This is a genomic window from Enterococcus sp. DIV1224, from assembly GCF_050555455.1.
Lineage (GTDB): Bacteria > Bacillota > Bacilli > Lactobacillales > Enterococcaceae > Enterococcus_B > Enterococcus_B lactis.
Genome location: NZ_CP187859.1, coordinates 852331 through 869338, shown reverse-complemented (window position 1 = coordinate 869338; position 17008 = coordinate 852331). Strand labels below are relative to the sequence as shown.

General features: G+C 38.8%; 16 protein-coding genes. All 16 read right to left on the bottom strand.

Annotated elements, in window-relative coordinates:
• Positions 1-2 precede the first annotated feature (2 nt).
• Complete coding sequence (locus IGK53_RS04110; RefSeq protein WP_271104504.1) at positions 3-629, bottom strand: sugar transferase; 627 nt, start codon at positions 627-629, stop codon at positions 3-5.
• Positions 619-1737, bottom strand: a complete 1119-nt coding sequence (locus IGK53_RS04105) for a DegT/DnrJ/EryC1/StrS family aminotransferase (RefSeq protein ID WP_271104502.1) — start codon at positions 1735-1737, stop codon at positions 619-621. The genes IGK53_RS04110 and IGK53_RS04105 overlap by 11 nt, the downstream gene beginning before the upstream one ends.
• Before the next feature lies 1 nt (position 1738).
• Positions 1739-2371 (bottom strand): acetyltransferase, encoded by a 633-nt coding sequence (locus IGK53_RS04100; RefSeq protein WP_025476890.1) that lies wholly within the window; start codon positions 2369-2371, stop codon positions 1739-1741.
• Positions 2372-2381: 10 nt separating this feature from the next.
• On the bottom strand, positions 2382-4199 hold the full coding sequence (locus IGK53_RS04095) for a polysaccharide biosynthesis protein (protein ID WP_271104500.1): 1818 nt from the start codon (positions 4197-4199) through the stop codon (positions 2382-2384).
• A gap of 13 nt (positions 4200-4212) precedes the next feature.
• Positions 4213-4977 (bottom strand): tyrosine-protein phosphatase, encoded by a 765-nt coding sequence (locus IGK53_RS04090; protein WP_271104499.1) that lies wholly within the window; start codon positions 4975-4977, stop codon positions 4213-4215.
• Between the two features lie 27 nt (positions 4978-5004).
• Positions 5005-5703: a CpsD/CapB family tyrosine-protein kinase gene (locus IGK53_RS04085; RefSeq protein WP_271104497.1), complete on the bottom strand. Its 699-nt coding sequence runs from the start codon at positions 5701-5703 to the stop codon at positions 5005-5007.
• 12 nt (positions 5704-5715) lie between these two features.
• The gene (locus IGK53_RS04080) at positions 5716-6495 is read right to left on the bottom strand and encodes a YveK family protein (RefSeq protein WP_104835672.1); all 780 of its coding nucleotides are present in this window, start codon (positions 6493-6495) and stop codon (positions 5716-5718) included.
• A gap of 15 nt (positions 6496-6510) precedes the next feature.
• Positions 6511-7455 carry an LCP family protein gene (locus IGK53_RS04075; protein WP_271104495.1) on the bottom strand — a complete coding sequence of 315 codons (945 nt, stop codon included), beginning with the start codon at positions 7453-7455 and terminating at the stop codon, positions 6511-6513.
• A 45-nt stretch (positions 7456-7500) separates the two neighbouring features.
• Positions 7501-8280: a hypothetical protein gene (locus tag IGK53_RS04070; RefSeq protein ID WP_430605015.1), complete on the bottom strand. Its 780-nt coding sequence runs from the start codon at positions 8278-8280 to the stop codon at positions 7501-7503.
• Between the two features lie 379 nt (positions 8281-8659).
• Complete coding sequence (gene glyS, locus IGK53_RS04065) at positions 8660-10735, bottom strand: glycine--tRNA ligase subunit beta (RefSeq protein WP_430605014.1); 2076 nt, start codon at positions 10733-10735, stop codon at positions 8660-8662.
• A gap of 1 nt (position 10736) precedes the next feature.
• Positions 10737-11654: a glycine--tRNA ligase subunit alpha gene (gene glyQ, locus IGK53_RS04060; RefSeq protein WP_002305598.1), complete on the bottom strand. Its 918-nt coding sequence runs from the start codon at positions 11652-11654 to the stop codon at positions 10737-10739.
• A 385-nt stretch (positions 11655-12039) separates the two neighbouring features.
• Positions 12040-12852 carry a DNA repair protein RecO gene (gene recO, locus IGK53_RS04055; RefSeq protein WP_430605013.1) on the bottom strand — a complete coding sequence of 271 codons (813 nt, stop codon included), beginning with the start codon at positions 12850-12852 and terminating at the stop codon, positions 12040-12042.
• Positions 12853-12994: 142 nt separating this feature from the next.
• Positions 12995-13894, bottom strand: coding sequence for a GTPase Era (gene era, locus IGK53_RS04050; RefSeq protein WP_002288753.1), 900 nt, complete (start codon positions 13892-13894; stop codon positions 12995-12997).
• A gap of 14 nt (positions 13895-13908) precedes the next feature.
• Complete coding sequence (locus IGK53_RS04045) at positions 13909-14304, bottom strand: diacylglycerol kinase family protein (RefSeq protein WP_002316408.1); 396 nt, start codon at positions 14302-14304, stop codon at positions 13909-13911.
• Positions 14288-14764, bottom strand: coding sequence for an rRNA maturation RNase YbeY (ybeY, locus tag IGK53_RS04040; RefSeq protein ID WP_002291700.1), 477 nt, complete (start codon positions 14762-14764; stop codon positions 14288-14290). The genes IGK53_RS04045 and ybeY overlap by 17 nt, the downstream gene beginning before the upstream one ends.
• 28 nt (positions 14765-14792) lie before the next feature.
• Complete coding sequence (locus IGK53_RS04035) at positions 14793-16985, bottom strand: HD family phosphohydrolase (RefSeq protein WP_002291699.1); 2193 nt, start codon at positions 16983-16985, stop codon at positions 14793-14795.
• Positions 16986-17008: the final 23 nt, after the last annotated feature.

The window sequence follows — 17008 nt, the reverse complement described above, 5'->3', positions numbered from 1 at the left end:
CTTTATTCTTCATTACCAGTAAACTTTTCATTTGTTACACTGGAATTAGATGTTATTCCATCGTGCTTCAATACCTTTTTTATAGTATGCCAAATTATGTTGATGTCTTTTGTAAAAGAATAATCTTCTATATATAAATAATCGTATTCAAACTTTTCTTCCCAACTAATCGCATTTCTTCCATTGACCTGAGCGAGTCCAGTTAATCCTGGTCTTACGTTGTGTCTTTTCCGTTGCTTCTCACTATATAGTGGCAAATACTCCACTAATAACGGACGAGGTCCTACAATCGACATATCACCCTTCAAAATATTCCAAAGTTCTGGTAGCTCATCTAGACTTGTTGCTCTAAGCATTTTTCCAAATTTAGTTAGTCGAATTTCATCAGGTAAATATTCTCCATTGTGATCTCTTTCGTCAGTCATTGTGCGAAATTTATACATGGAAAAAATTTTTTCACTTTTTCCTGGTCGTTCTTGTTTGAAGATAATTGGAGAACCAAGTTTAATTCTTACTAAAATACCTACAATTAAGATTATCGGTGATAAAACAATGAGAGCGATGCCTGACAATAGGATATCTAAAATTCTTTTTCCAAAAAGCTGATAGAAAGTTTTTTTACGCATCATTGATCACTCTTTTAATCGTGGATACTACATATTTTAAATCTTCATCTGTCATCTTTGTATCTGATGGTAAACATACTCCTAAGTCAAATAAAGTTTCTGCTACATCATCGCCAATATAATCATAATTTTTGAAAACAGGTTGTAAATGCATTGGTTTCCATACTGGGCGGGCTTCTATATTATTTTTATCTAACTCATCAATAAGATGATTCATATTTATTCCCTTTATTGTTATGACACTTAACCAATAATTTGGTTCATTCCAATTATTTTCTGGCATGAATTGTATATTTGCCAATTTAGACAATTCTTTTTTATAAAAACTATGAATATATCGTTTTTTCTCAATTCTTTCATTTAAAACTTTCAATTGTCCTCGACCGATACCTGCAACGATATTGCTCATTCGATAATTATAGCCAATTTCATTGTGTTGATAATGGCGTGCCTTCTCACGAGATTGTGTAGCCCAAAATCTCACTTTTTCCACCTTTTCTTTGTCATTAGATACAAGCATTCCGCCACCTGAAGTTGTGATTATCTTATTTCCATTAAAAGAATAAATTCCATAGTCCCCAAATGTACCAGTATATTTTCCTTTATATGTTGTTCCTAATGATTCTGCAGCATCTTCAATTAGAGTAACATCGTATTCTTTGCATATTTTAGTAATTTCGTCTAAGTTAGCTGATAAACCGTACAAATGTACTACTAATACAGCCTTTGTGTTAGGATATTTTTCTAGCGCTGTTCGCAAATGTTCAGGTTTCATATTCCAAGTTTCGTAATCACTATCAACAAATACAGGTATAGCTCCTTGATAGAGAATTGGATTAGCAGTAGCTGAGAACGTCAAGGACTGACAAATCACTATGTCATCTTTACCGACCCCAGCCGCTTTCAAGGCTAAATGTATAGCTGCTGTTCCAGAAGATAATGCGGCAGCATGACTAGCTCCCACGTATTCTGCTAATTCTTTCTCAAATCCATTCACATTCGCACCTAAAGGAGCAACCCAATTTGTATCAAATGCTTCTTTTACATACTCTTGTTCATATCCTTCTTCACTCATATGAGGAGATGCTAATAATATTCGTTTATTTTCCAACTTAATCCCATCTTTCTATTACTTTGGTAGGTACGCCAACATTTTTAGTATTGTTATTAATATTTTTTATTACTACACTTCCTGCACCTATAATATTCGTATTTCCAATTCTTAGATTTTGTATTATTTTAGTACCTACTCCAATTTCATTTTTATCTCCTAATATAACATGTCCTGAAATATTTACACTTGGAAAAATTGAATTATAATTACCGATTTGAGCATCATGTCCGATAGTAGAGCCGATATTGATCATATTGAAATTTCCTAAAACTACATCAGCAGTGTAAGTCGTATAGGGCATCAAAATATTGCCAATCCCTAACTGAACATTTATGCCCACTAGTGCACTTGGTGCAACTAAATTAGGGAAAATCAGTTTATTATTTTTATTTATCTTTTGATATATTTTCTCCTTGATATCTGGCGAAGCAATTCCCAGAAAAATAGCAGTCTCTTCTTCTAATTCTATTAATGAGTCTATTGTTCCTAATACAGGTTTTCCCAATAATTCTTGATTTTGCATTTTTAACGAATCATCGACAAAACCAATTAATTTATATCTAGAGACACTTTGTAATAGAAAAGCAATCTCTTTGCCAAATCCACCAGCTCCTACAATAATTGCTTTCACTTTACTCCCCCTACTTATTTGAAGCATTTGCAAAAGTGACAATGTCTTTAGCCAATTGTTCGTCGTCTTGCGGCAGACTGTTGACAAATTCCATCACTGTTTGCATGGAGTAACCTTTGATGTTTCCCACAAAGATCTTCTCGTAAACTGCTTCATCGTTTCTTTCCTTATCCAACAATAGTTCTTCATATAGTTTTTCCCCTGGACGGATACCTGTTTCAATGATTTCGATTTCGTCTTCGCTATATCCGCTCAATCGGATCATATTTTTGGCTAGATCCACGATTTTCACTGGTTCGCTCATATCTAAAATAAAGATTTCGCCGCCTTTTGCTAACGCCCCAGATTGAATAACTAAACGACTCGCTTCAGGAATCGTCATGAAATATCGGGTCATACGAAAGTCTGTTACAGTGACTGGTCCGCCTTGAGCAATTTGTTCTCTGAATACTGGGATCACACTACCACGAGAACCAAGGACATTCCCAAATCTGACAGCTGAGAATTTCGTACAGCCTTCTTCATTCAACCCAGTCACGATCATTTCAGCGATTCGTTTTGTTGAACCCATGACGTTTGGCGGATTGTTGGCTTTATCTGTCGAGACCATGACGAAGTTTTTTACTTTCGCTGCTTTGGCTGCTTCTGCTACATTTTTTGTACCGAAAATATTGTTTTTGACTGCTTCTTTTGGGTTATATTCCATCAATGGTACATGCTTATGAGCGGCTGCATGGTAGACGATATCTGGGTGGTATTGTTCCATGATCTCATTGATTTTCTTGCGATCTTGGATATCCGCAATGAGCGGCACGATTTCTGTAGGACACTTTTGATGATGCGTGCGTAATTCACGGTCAATCAAGTAAATCGAGTTCTCCCCATGACCTAAAAGTAATAGTTTTGCAGGATTGAATTGAATGATTTGCCGACAGATTTCTGAACCGATCGATCCTCCTGCGCCGGTGACAAGAATGACTTTGTCTGTGATCTGATCTTTGATGGATTCAATATCCAGCTTTACCTCATCTCTTCCCAGTAAATCCACTACGTCAATTGTTTTTAATTTTGATACGCTAATTTTCCCTGAAGCAAGTTCTTCTATAGAAGGCATTGTGTTGACTTTCACACGAGCGGATTCGACTAACTCGAAGATTCGTCGTAATTTTTTTCTTGATAAGGAAGGGATAGCGATCGTTACCATTTGAATGTCATATTTTTCAATCAATTCCGGAATATCTTTTAATGCACCTAATACTTTTTTTCCTGAAAGATACGTATTTCTTTTATTCGGGTCATCATCTACAAACCCGACAACGTGGATATCTTGAGCCGTTTTGGATCCAAGAAAGCTGTTGTATAAAATACGCCCGCCTTCGCCAGCACCAACGATCAAGGTATTTTTAGCAGAATCTGCTGATACGTATCTCATATTTTTTGTTTCGATATAGATACGCCAGATCAATCGGCTACCGATGATCAATAAGAGCGAAAGCAGATAAGCAAAGATAACTAACCGTAAACTGTATCGCCGATTAATGAACAGCAGTATGAGGATACTTGAGGCAGCACTTGCAGATAGTGAACTAAAAATTGCAATGATCTCTCTTAAATTTGTATAGCGATTGATCCGAGTGAAAACTTTGAATAAACTACCATAAAATAAATAAAAACCAATCGACAAACCGATAGAGATTAAAATAAGGTCCATTGGTATAGCTACAAACGGCTTCATGAATTTAGCTGCTGCAATATTTGCAGCGATCAATAACAAACTGTCCACAACAACCAATGTGGCAATTTTTCTTCTTCTTGTTAAAACAAACACCCTACATTCCCCCCTAAAATAAACCAAACTTCTTCTTTTTTACCTCTTCATAGACTGGATAACTGATCTCATCCCCGTTGATCAGGTCCTTTGCGACTTGTTTCATCTGTGCTACTTTTTCCTTACCAAAGTCCTTGGCGATTTGCTCATAACATTCTTTTAAGTAAAAGGTGCGTTTAGAGACCCCATGGGCATCAGAGGCAGCCATTTGCACGAGGTTATGTTTGACCATCATTTTGGCTGTTTTCTGGATGTCTTTGCCAAATACACCGACATAACTTGGTGCGGTGAGTTGGGCCAAGCATCCCATATCTAGGAATGGCAGCAAATGATTCGTGTCTTTACGAAAATGCGCGTTGCGTTCTGGATGGACGATCACTGGTGTCTTTCCTAGTTGTAACAACTCAAAAAAGAGCCGTTCTGCATATAACGGCACTTCCAGTGTCGGAAATTCGATTAGAAGATATGTATCATCTAAATCTGTAAATAAAATTTCATCTCGGTGGATGTCTTCAATCAGTGTTCCGGTAATACGTACTTCTTGTCCTTCCAATAACGTCAAAGGCAATTGTCTTTTCTCTAATTCTGCTTGTAACGAAGCGACTAGAGAAATGACTTGTGATTTTTCATTGCTGTATTTTCCATTATTGTGATGGGGTGTGCATAAAATATGTGTGATCCCTTGTTGAATCGCTTTTTCAGCCATGGCGATACTGGCATCTATGTTTTCTGCTCCGTCATCGATTCCTGGCAGGATATGGCAATGTAGATCGATCATTTCTCTTGTCTCCTCTCTTTTTATTTCTTAATTCCCGTAGTAATAGCCAGCATCTCTGCTGTGTTCTGCTCCATTGTATACAACACCAAGGACTCGCGCTTGTACCATATCTAACAATTCTTTTGCTTTAGTCAATGATTCTTTTCGTGACGTATTTTCCCGTACGACCAATAAGGTGCCATCCGTTTTTGAAGACATGATCTGTGCATCTGTTACGGCAACGACTGGTGGCATGTCGAAAATCACTACATCAAATAGTTGTCTTGCTTCTGCTAAAATCTGATCCATTCTTGGCGAACTTAGTAGTTCTGATGGATTTGGTGGTTTAGGTCCACTTGGCAGAATCGACAAATTGTCGACTGGTGTTCGTTGGATCTCATCTGCTACACTTCCTGATGAACTAAGAACAGTACTTAATCCGCTTGCGTTGTTCAACTTGAACGTTTTATAGATGACGGGCTTACGTAAGTCTGCATCGACTAGCAGCACCCGTTGACCAGATTTGGCAAAAACAACGGCAATGTTTGCTGCAGTGGTCGATTTCCCTTCTCCAGGTCCTGATGAAGTCACAACAATCGTTTTGATTTGCTGACCAGCTGCGGAGGCAAACTGGATATTCGTCCGAATCGTACGATATTGTTCAGCGATTGGTGAAGAGGGATTTGTGAGTGTGACCAAACTGACTGCATGAGTTTGGGTTGCTTTTTGTTTCTGTGTTCGTGCCATTTTTCTTTCCTCCTAGACTCTTGAGCGGCTTCTGCGTGATGGCGCTGTTTTATCGTTTATAGCTTTTGGTTGTGTCGGAGCTGGTCCTTTTTTACGGATACCAGCATTCAATTCTTTCGCTGACATTTCTGGTACAGTTCCTAAGATTGGGAAGCCTAATGTATCCGTCACATATTTTTCATCTTTTACTGTCCGATCGAGTAATTCAAATAAGAAAGCTAGACCTACGCCTACCATCATTCCTAACACTAAGCCAATCACTAGATTCAATTTATTATTTGGCGAAACAGGTGTCGTATTGGCAACTGCACCTGAGATGATCGAGATTTTATCGACATTCATCACGTCTTTGGCGTTCTCTTGGAATACTTGTGACGTTGTATTAGCAATCTGTTGAGCCGTCACTGCATTCGTGCTTGTTGCTTGGATCGAGAACATTTGTGAATTTTGTGACTGATTGACGGAGATGGCATCTTTGATTTGTCCAGCAGTCATTTTTACATTGTCTTCTGTTTCTAAACGATCTTTGACTTCATTTAATACTAGATCACTGACAATCATATCTTTATACGTATTGATCATTTGTAGGTTCGTATTGACATCATTGACATTTGCAGTGTCTGATTGTGGCAGTGTCACGATCAATTGTGCTTGTGAACTGTATTTTGGTGTCAAGATGAAAAACGTCACGATTCCTGAGATGGCCAAGCCAGCAAACATTGAGATGATGATTGTTGCCAAGTGTTTGCGTAATGTTTCAAAAATTTCTTTCAAGCTGATTGTCTCTTCCATTTTTTCTCCACTTTCCTATTTATTCTCTAGATTCATTTGATCTTTTAATTCTTTTTTCACACGGTCAAGTTCTTGATCGCTGACTTTTTGGTATGAGATATTGTCTTGCATGAAGCCTTCTCCTTGCAGCTGATCTTGCTTGATCGTACTAAATGCCTCCCGATAATCTAAAGCGATTTTTTTCATTTCATCAAAGCTCATGTCTGTTTTCATATTCGACTCTAGAGCATTCAAAACGGATTGATAGTTGCTGACACCGTTTAGACTCAATACTTTTTTCGCTACACCTTCTACGATCTTTCTTTGACGCTCTTGTCTACCATAGTCACCGTTTGGATCTTCATAACGCATACGAGAATAAGATAATGCCTGATCCCCGTTCAATGTAATTTTACCGATCGTAAAATCATAGCCATCTTGTGAGAAAGTGAGGTCATTATTGACTTCGATACCACCAACTGCATCAACAAGTTCTTTTAGCCCTTTCATATTGATAGAGACATAGTGATCGATTGGGATGTCTACATATTTTTGTACGGTATCCATCGCCATGGCAGCTCCGCCGAATGCGTAAGCGTGGTTGATCTTGTCTTTTGTGTCACGACCTACGATGTCGACATACGTATCTCGAGGAATGCTGACGATCGTTGTCTGTTTGTCTTCAGGACTGACTGTGGCAACCATCATCGTATCTGATCTTCCTTGATCGACCCGACCTAAATCTCCAGTATCAATCCCCATCAATAGAACAGAGAAAGATTCTTGTTTGTCCAGATCAACTGGTTTCGTTCGTTCTCCTTGGGTTCGTTCCACTGATTCGTAAGTTTTCTCAATAGAATGTGAGAGATCCAGATATAATTTTGCTCCTACTCCTACAATTGCTAATACTAATACGATAAGAACTGCTAAAATAATCAAAAATATTTTTTTCCCTCTTGATTTTCTTCTTCGTCTTGCCATAGTTTCCTCCGTTTGCTAACCTTGCTTGAATCAACGTTTTAACTGTCAATAGCTTATATTGCTATAGCCCATTTGCTGAGCAACAGTTTGTGCTTTTGTTGCGTATGCGGCTCTTATTTTTTCATTCCGGATCTGCTCTATTTGACTGAGCGCCGTCAAATATTGATCGTAAGTAGCGGTAGCTGTTACTTGACCGTCTTTCAGCATCGTATCGAATAGCTGATCTAGTTGCGTGACTTGTGCAATTTGGGTATCAGCGAATCCTAGATATTGCATAACGACTGTTTTCCAAGCACTATCCTTAAAAAAGCTCATATTTTCACGTACATGGGCGACATCTGCACTTGCCAACTTTTCTTTGATGATGACATCATCCACAGCTTGCTGCCAGTTTGATACGTTTTTAGTAAATAATTTATTGACAGCCGTCTGGATCTTCAGTTTTGATTCTGCATCCTCTAACTGCGTTAAGACTGCTTTCTTTTCTTCTTGGATCGCAGCAGCTTCTTTAGGTAATTCTGATTCCTTGATGTCATAATCATCTGCCGAAAGTTTGATAGAAGATAGTTTATGTGACAAATTTGAAACTGTTTCTTCTGTTATTTCAGGATTTAGGAAAATTTTTTCTTTTGTACTGTACAGCTTATCTACTTCTTTTGATAAAGAGGTCACGGTGTCTTTTTGATTGGTGATGGCAGATTCTGCGTAATTGATCCGTTGATGATATTGCCGCTGATTATTGAGATGGTATCCAAACAAGCAAATCACAATAGCGCCTGTGCCTACCGCCACAGTAGCCAATAACTTGAGGAACGGCTTTTCCATAGATTCACTCCTAAATATTGATGATAGATAAATAAAGATGTGATTCATTCACATCAGAATGAGCGCTTTTTATTTTAAAAGCATAATTAAACTAATATATTCATAGAAATATTTATAAACAGGTTTTCCCTATATAATAATACCACAAACAGTTTTCTTGACTAGGGAAATTCCTAATTTAAAAGTAAATAAAACAGTAACAAGATTATAATTAATCGTTTTCATTTTTATTTCCTCACTTTTCATGAGCGTTTTGAAAATTCGAACAAAGAATAAAATAACAAAAATTATTAAAATAGAATTAATAACAGCTATTTATAACAAAAAAAACAGAGACACAGCACGTTTCGTGCATGCTCTCTGTTTTTCAAACAAAAGACTATTTTGTGATGATTTGATCCAAGCTTGCTAATGACAAAGCCATGGCAGCTATTTGACTTAGTTGTGTTAGTCGGTTCTTACGTACTGCTGGTTCATCAGCCATGACCATCGTTTGATCAAAATAATTTTCGATCAGTGGACGAAGAGCGACAAGCTGGTCGTAGTTTTCGTGGATCGTTTGGTCAGCAAAACTTGCTTTCATTGCTTCTACTGCTTTGTGTAATTCTTTCTCTGCGTCGTTTTCGAACAGCCCAGGGTCTACTTCTGATTGTTTTTCAAGTTGCGCTTTTTTCGCTAAGTTCACGACACGTGTCAAAGCTTCCATTGAAGGTTTGAAGTCTTCATCTGCAAGATGTTGTTTGAACAATTGTGCTGCTGCAAATACTTTTGTCAGATCTTTTTGTTCCGCATTCAAAACAGCATCGATGACATCATGACGAATATTCTTCGTTGTCAATAATTGGCGCAGACGGCCTTTGATAAAGTCGATCACTTGTTGTTGCCCTTCTGATAAACCAATGCCGAAACGATCCGTATCTTTACTGATAACATCGCTAATCGTTTCTTGCAGAACAGACAAAGGAAAGGCCCATTTTTTCGATTCGATGATCCGAACGACACCGTATGCTTGGCGACGTAAGGCATAAGGATCGTTTGACCCGCTTGGAATCATCCCAACTGCAAAGAAAGAAAAGATGCTATCTAATTTATCTGCAATCGCTAAAACAGAACCTACTGTAGACTGAGGTAGCTCTCCTTCACTGGATATAGGCATGTAATGCTCACGAATCGCTGTCGCTACAGCAGGTTTCTCGCCTTTCAGAAGAGCATATTTTTCGCCCATGATCCCTTGTAGTTCAGGAAATTCCCCTACCATGTTGGTTACTAGATCAAATTTATAGATTTCAGCAGCTCGTTGCAAATCCATCAATTCTTCCTCAGATAGTCCTACTTGTTCGCCAATGATACGGGCAATGACTTGTACCCGTTGCATTTTCTCATAGATACTACCGATTTTTTCATGGAAAGTAACAGTTTTTAGTTTTTCAACGTATTGGTCGATTGAAGCTTTCTTGTCTTCATTATAAAAGAATTCCGCATCTTCTAAACGAGCCGTCAATACTTTTTGATTGCCTCGAACCACATTTTCCAATTTTACCCGATCACCATTACGAGCAGAAATAAAATGAGGAAGCAGCATACCTTGATCATTCCGTACCTCGAAATAACGTTGATGTTCTTTCATAGAAGTGACTAGTACTTCTTCAGGAACAGAAAGATATTTTTCTTCGAAGTCGCCAGAAAAGACAGTTGGATATTCGACTAAATTGTTGACTTCTTCTAGTAAATCTTCGTCTAGATCAATAACCCAATGATTTTTTTCGGCTAATTCATTGGCTTGTGTAACGATCATTTCTTGTCTTTTTTGCGGAGACGCAATGACGAATTGTTCATTCAATTTTTCTTCATATTCTTTTGCATGCGCAAATGTCACATCTTCGCCTAAGAAACGATGACCTCGAGAGGCTCTGCCTGTTTTGACATCCAAGATTTCGAATGGGATTACTTCGTCATCTAACAATGCCACGATCCAGTGAATAGGGCGGATATATTCAAAATCGTATTCTGCCCAATGCATCGTTACAGGGAAAGTCAAACTTTTGATCACCCCTGCTAAGCCTGTCAATACTTCTTTTGCTTCCTTACCATGAGTGTATTTCGTTACATAGACATATTCCACACCTTTTAATTCTCTAAAAGTGATAGCGTCTGTCGTCAGACCTTGTCCGCGGACAAATCCTTCCGCTGCTTTCGTCCAGTTTCCATCTGCGTCCAAAGCAATTTTTTTGGCTGGTCCTTTGACTTCTTCTTCACTGTCCGCTTGTCGTTCTGGAATATTTGTTACTTTGATTGCTAAACGGCGCGGTGTGGAAAATGTTTCGATCGTATCATAAGTCAATTGGTTTTCATCTAAAAATTTTGCTGTTTTTTCTTCTAATTGTTTCATGCTTGGTGTGACAACATGGGCAGGCATTTCTTCCAGCCCGATTTCAAGTAATAAGTCTTTTGCCATCTTATTCAGCCTCCTTCACGGTTTCTGGATTTGCTGTGTTTTTATTCAACAAAGGGAATCCTAATTTTTCGCGTTCTGCCACAAAGATTTTGGCTACAGCACGAGCCATGTTGCGGATGCGAGAAAGATAACCTGCACGCTCTGTTACGGATACTGCACCGCGGGCATCTAATAAGTTGAATGTATGGCTGCATTTCAAGATATAATCATACGCCGGATGAACAAGATTTTCATCGATACAGCGTTTTGCTTCTTTTTCAAAACGATCAAAGTTGCTTAGTAGCAAGTCTTGGTCGCTTACTTCAAAAGAATATTTGGAATGTTCATATTCTGGTTGTTTGAAGATCTCGCCATATTTCACGCCATCAGCCCATTCTAAATCATAGACACTTTCAACTTCTTGGATATAAGAAGCAAGACGTTCTAATCCATAAGTGATCTCAGAAGTGACTGGTTTACAAGGCAGTCCACCAACTTGTTGGAAGTACGTGAACTGTGTGATTTCCATTCCGTCAAGCCATACTTCCCAACCCACACCGGCACAGCCCATGGATGGGTTCTCCCAGTTGTCTTCAACAAAACGGATGTCGTGTTCTAATGGATCGATTCCTAAAAGGCGCAAGCTTTCTAAATAAAGCTCTTGGATATTCTCAGGTGAAGGTTTCATCACGACTTGGAATTGATGATGCTGATACAAACGGTTTGGGTTTTCACCATAACGTCCATCAGCTGGTCGGCGAGATGGCTCTACGTAAGCAGCATTCCATGGTTCTGGTCCGATTGCCCGTAAAAAGGTATATGGGCTCATCGTACCTGCTCCTTTTTCTGTGTCATACGCTTGCATCAGCATGCAGCCGTTTGATGACCAAAATTTTTGTAATGTTAAAATCATATCTTGGACGGTCAATTTTTTACTCATCTGTTTTGCCCCTTTCAATTTTAAAGCGTTGCTGTCAAATAAGAATACAGGAAAGAAAACGACAAAAAATCCCTATGTCTGATTACAGACATAGGGACGAATAATTCGCGGTTCCACCCTACTTCCGAATAAAGATTCGGCAGCTTCATTTATCGTACTCGCAAGTGCCTCTTCAAAAATCGTTTGGGTCCGGCTCCCACTCTCCCGAACTCGCTAAACCACGTGTTTTTTACTGATCTTGGTCAATGTACGTATTCATTTTGCAGTTTTCTTGTTTCTATAATAGATCCTCTCAGTGAACGATCTATTTGATCTACGGTTAATAATAGACGGAACTCCCTGTGTTTGTCAAATGGTTTTGATTTTTTGTTGTATGTTTCATTTACTATTCTTCTTTTTTAGGTAGATCTTTTTCAGACATGTCTTTCTCTGGCGTCTTTAATACGTTTGCCCAAGACTTCATTTGATCAATGAACTTTTTGCTTTTCAAATGGATACCGACATATTCATCATACAGCTGGTCTATGAGTTCACGGATTGCTTGTTTGGTTTCTTCTTTCAGATGGATTCCACTGATTTTATCATAAGAAATAGCTGAAAACATCCGAACGAAATAAACAGCTCGAGGATCTGCATGATAACGGTGATCGTCCATCGACCAGTGTCTTTCGCATATCACACCACCATATTTGGAAGAATAGTCAAATTTTCCTTTTGTTTCCCCGCATACGACGCAGTGTGTCCAGATTGGTGCAATTCCGAAGCGTTGCAGTATTTGGACTTCAAAAATATTCGTGATGATTTCTGCATCATCTCCTTGGTCCATCCGTTGCAGTGCTTGTTGCGTAAACTGGAACAAATGCGGGTCGTACTGATGATCTTCGATTGCCGCATCTACTAGATTCAATAAATATGTGCCATAGCCGCTCAAAAAGATGTCTTCTTGGATGTGTCGAAACGCATGGACATCTTTGACACTGCTTAAAAATGACAGACCTTCACTTCGAAAATTCCCGATATAAACTGCTTCAGTAAAAGGGAGCAAAGCCGGAGATAAGGGCTGATTTTGCCGATGGATCCCTTTGATATAAAACATCATTTTGCCAGAAGATTCCGTAAAGATTTTGACCAATTTATCTTTTTCTTTGTAATTACGGCTAGATAAAATCAAGCCTTTTGATTCTGCAAGCTGGCTCATATTCTCCCTCCTAAAAAATAAATCTGGAAAAGCAGATTCTGCCGATCCAGATCATTTATGTTGCGATCTTCCGCAGCTTTTCTCAACACGCGGATTTTTATCCAGTTTATTTCTATACCTAATTTACAAGAAGCTCAGAATATCAGTATTCGTCTTTTCGGTAGCCGAAGTCTTGCAGATAGACTTTTTTGTCTCGCCAGTCTTTTTGAACTTTGACCCAAAGTTCTAGAAAGACTTTGTCTCCTAAAAGATTTTCGATATCCTTTCTTGCTTTCGTTCCTACTTGCTTCAGCATTTTTCCGCCTTTGCCGATAATGATCCCTTTTTGGCTATCTCTTTCGACGATGATCGTAGCCTGGATATGGATTTTATCATTCTCGTTTCGCTTCATCGAATCAACAACGACTGCGACAGAATGAGGCACTTCGTCTCGTGTTAAAAACAAGACTTTCTCACGGATCAATTCAGAAACGATGAAGTATTCAGGATGATCAGTCACTTGATCATCTGGAAAATATTGTGGGCCCTCTGGCATTTCACTGACTAATACATCCATCAAACGTTCGACGTTGTTTCCTTCTGTAGCAGAAATTGGAATCACTTGTGCAAACGGCATCTGCGTTGAATAATCTTCGATGATTCCCAACAACTCGTCTGGATGGATTTTATCGATTTTATTGATAATCAGATAAACAGGAGAATGCACGTTTTTTAGACGTTCAATAATAAAATCGTCTCCCCGACCGCGTTTTTGATCAGCACTGATCATAAATAAGACCGCGTCCACTTCTTTCAACGCACTGTAAGCTGCTTCTACCATAAAATCTCCTAAACGATGCTTTGGTTTATGGATTCCTGGTGTGTCAATAAAAATCAACTGAGCTTCTGGTGTAGTATATACTCCTTGGATTTTATTTCTAGTTGTCTGCGCCTTATCACTCATGATGGCAATTTTTTGACCCACGATTCGATTCAATAACGTGGATTTTCCTACATTCGGGCGGCCGACGATTGCGACAAACCCTGATTTATGTTCTGGCATATATGTTCTCCTTTTTAATTAAACAACAAATGATATATTTTAGGGACAAATAAAATCAACCCAACGATGACGGCAAAACAAGCGGTCACTAAAACTGCTCCAGCTGCCATATCTTTGATTTTTTTCCCAATCGGATGAAAATGAAAATCCGTAAACATGTCCACGACATTTTCAAAAACAGTATTGATGATCTCTACTATCCATACGAGAAAAACAGCTAAAAGCAGCCATAACCATTCTATCCGATCAAGTTGGAAAATCACGCCCATAAACAAAGCGAGGATTCCGAACGCAACATGTTTCCTCATGTTGCGTTCTTCCTCAAAAACGGTTTTGACTCCTTGGACGGCAAATTCCACGGACATCAGGAAATGTTTGTTTTTCTCTACGTTTTTATCTTTTAAGTCCATAGGCATCTAAGATCTCTTTCTGTAAACCAAACATTTCTTTCTCATCCTCTGGTGTCATATGGTCATACCCGTTGATATGCAAGAATCCATGAACCGCTAAAAAGCCAAGTTCCCGATCATACGAATGGCCGTAAGCTTCTGCTTGCTCTGCAGCACGTTCAGTAGAGATCATGATGTCTCCCAGTACACGAGGTAATGGATTCTCTCCATCTTCAAAAATCACTGGGATTTCGTCTTCGCCCTCTTCTTCCAAGGCAAAACTGATGACGTCTGTCGGTGCATCTTTTCCACGGTAATCACGATTGATTACTTGGATTGCTGCATTGTCCATGAAAGTAACAGACATTTCTGTTTCTTCTGGCAACTCTAAATATGATGCTGCAAATTGCAACAAGTCGTCGATTTCTTTCATTTTCTCTTCTGATACTTGGTTTGTTTCATCCATGAAAGTAATATCCATTATACATCACTTCTTTCTATTCTTCTTGCTATTCTTCTTGTTCTTCTTTTATCTTCTCAACTTCCGATTTCATTTTAGGATATTTGATCCGAGAATGGAAGGTACTGCTTAAACCGCTGATCAATGATTTTTCTACTTTACGGATTTCTTTTAACGTCAATCCACTGTCGTCCAATTGTCCATCGGAAATACGCTCTTCTATAAGATTATGGACAAAACTTTCGATTTTTTCGCTCGTTGGATGGTCCATTGCCCGTACTGCCGCTTCACAACTGTCAGCTATATTGACGATTCCTGCTTCACGGCTTTGAGGTTTTGGTCCAGGATAACGGAATTGCTCTTCCGTGACTTCCGGGTTGCGTTCCTTTGCCTTAACGTAGAAATAACGCATCAGCGTGGTTCCATGATGCTGTCTGCAAATATCGATCACCATTTGCGGCATATTATAATCTTCCAATATTTTGGCACCATCTGTCACATGTCCAAAGATAATATGTTTACTGTCTTCTGGCAATAAGAAATTGTGCGGATTTTCCGCTCCTGAAGGCAAGTTCTCAACGAAAAAGCTGGCGTGTTTGATCTTGCCGATATCATGATAATAGCAAGCTACTCGAGTTAGTAAAGAACGTCCACCGATTTCTGCTACAGCATTAGCACTTAGATTGGCTACCATCATGCTATGGTGATACGTGCCTGGTGCTTCTTCCAGCAACTGTTTCAATAAAGGATGATTAGGATTGCTGAGTTCATTTAATACGATCACACTATCATCATTGACCATCAATTCAATATAGGGGTGCAGACCTATCGTCAGCAAGAATGAGAACAGTGCACCTGTGAATCCGCAGACTAGCGTTAACCAAGTCGTTGCATCTCCAAAGCTCATTCCTTGGTAGATAATCAAAATGACATCCATCATCACAGGGAAAATAATGACCCACATAGCAGCGGATAACCCTTGTTCTGAGATCCGTTTGCGTCTGACGATCGTTGCCATAAGACCAGAAAATACATAGGACATCAAAATAACTGTCAGAAAGTTCGTGCCAATCGAATCATAAAAAATGAAAAGTGCGGATACTGCCTGGAAAATACCAGCCATGATCCCTGCTCTTCGATTCAAGAAAAAGCTTAAAACAAGTGGAGCAAAAGCCGCGGGGTAAAACAGCGGAATATAAGCAGCTTGTTCTGTTTGGAAGAGTTGGAAAAATTTCATTAGTACTACGCTGACTGACATTGCCGTCACGTAGAAAAGTACGTATTTTGTTCTTTCTCCTGCATTTTGGAATTGAAGTGAATTATAAATCAGTACACCGATTTGAAGCAAAACAGCTAAAACCATGGCAATGAGTGGGAAAATCGAAGTCGTTTGATTCGTCAATCCTAGTAATTCCAATTTTTTCATTGCTGAAGCATCAATTTGATTTCCTTCGCGAACAATGATTTCTCCTTGGAAGATCATCACTGGTTGTACAGCTTCTCGTGCAGATTGTTTTAATTCTTCTGTCTTTTTCTCATTCAATACATCATTGACTACAATTCCTTGATCTACTAAGTAGCGAATCATTTGTTGCTGCTCTGTTGTGACATTCAAATATTGAATCTGATCTTCTGCTTCTTGTTTAAAAGCTTCCAATTCGCTTTCACGAACTTGTTTACTCATCTGTTCGTCAATGAGCTTCAAACTTTCATCCCTAACTGTGTGAATTTCCGTTTCAGTCATTTCAAATATCGTCGAATAAAAATTGTTCGGCAGTTTTTGGTAAAACGCAACGTTTTCTGCATTCACGTTTTCAAAATTTTTCTTCAGTGTAGCAATCCGCTCTTCTGTAGTAGGTTTCGGGATATTTTCATCTTCCTTCGCCTTATCTACCTTGTCATTATAAGATTTGTTGATGGTATCATTCGTCTTATCGATCAATTCGAATAATTGCTTGATCCGATTGTTCTGGTCATCTGCCAGATCTTTTTGATAAGTATATTCTGGAGTCACTGCTTCTGCTGCCAGTTTTCTTCTTTGTTCGGTTTCTTCCGTGTTCTCGATCGTTTTATTCGCACGGATACTCTCTTCTGCTACTTGGCCTTCTCTAAAATCATTGGCCTTTTGTTTGACACTACTAAATGTAACGCCGCAGACAATGATAAAAAACAAGAACAGAAGGAAAGGCAATGCTGCCTTTCCGAGTTTTTCTTGTAGTTTCTGCAGTGTTTTATTCAACATGTGCTTATCCTCCTAAGCAAAGC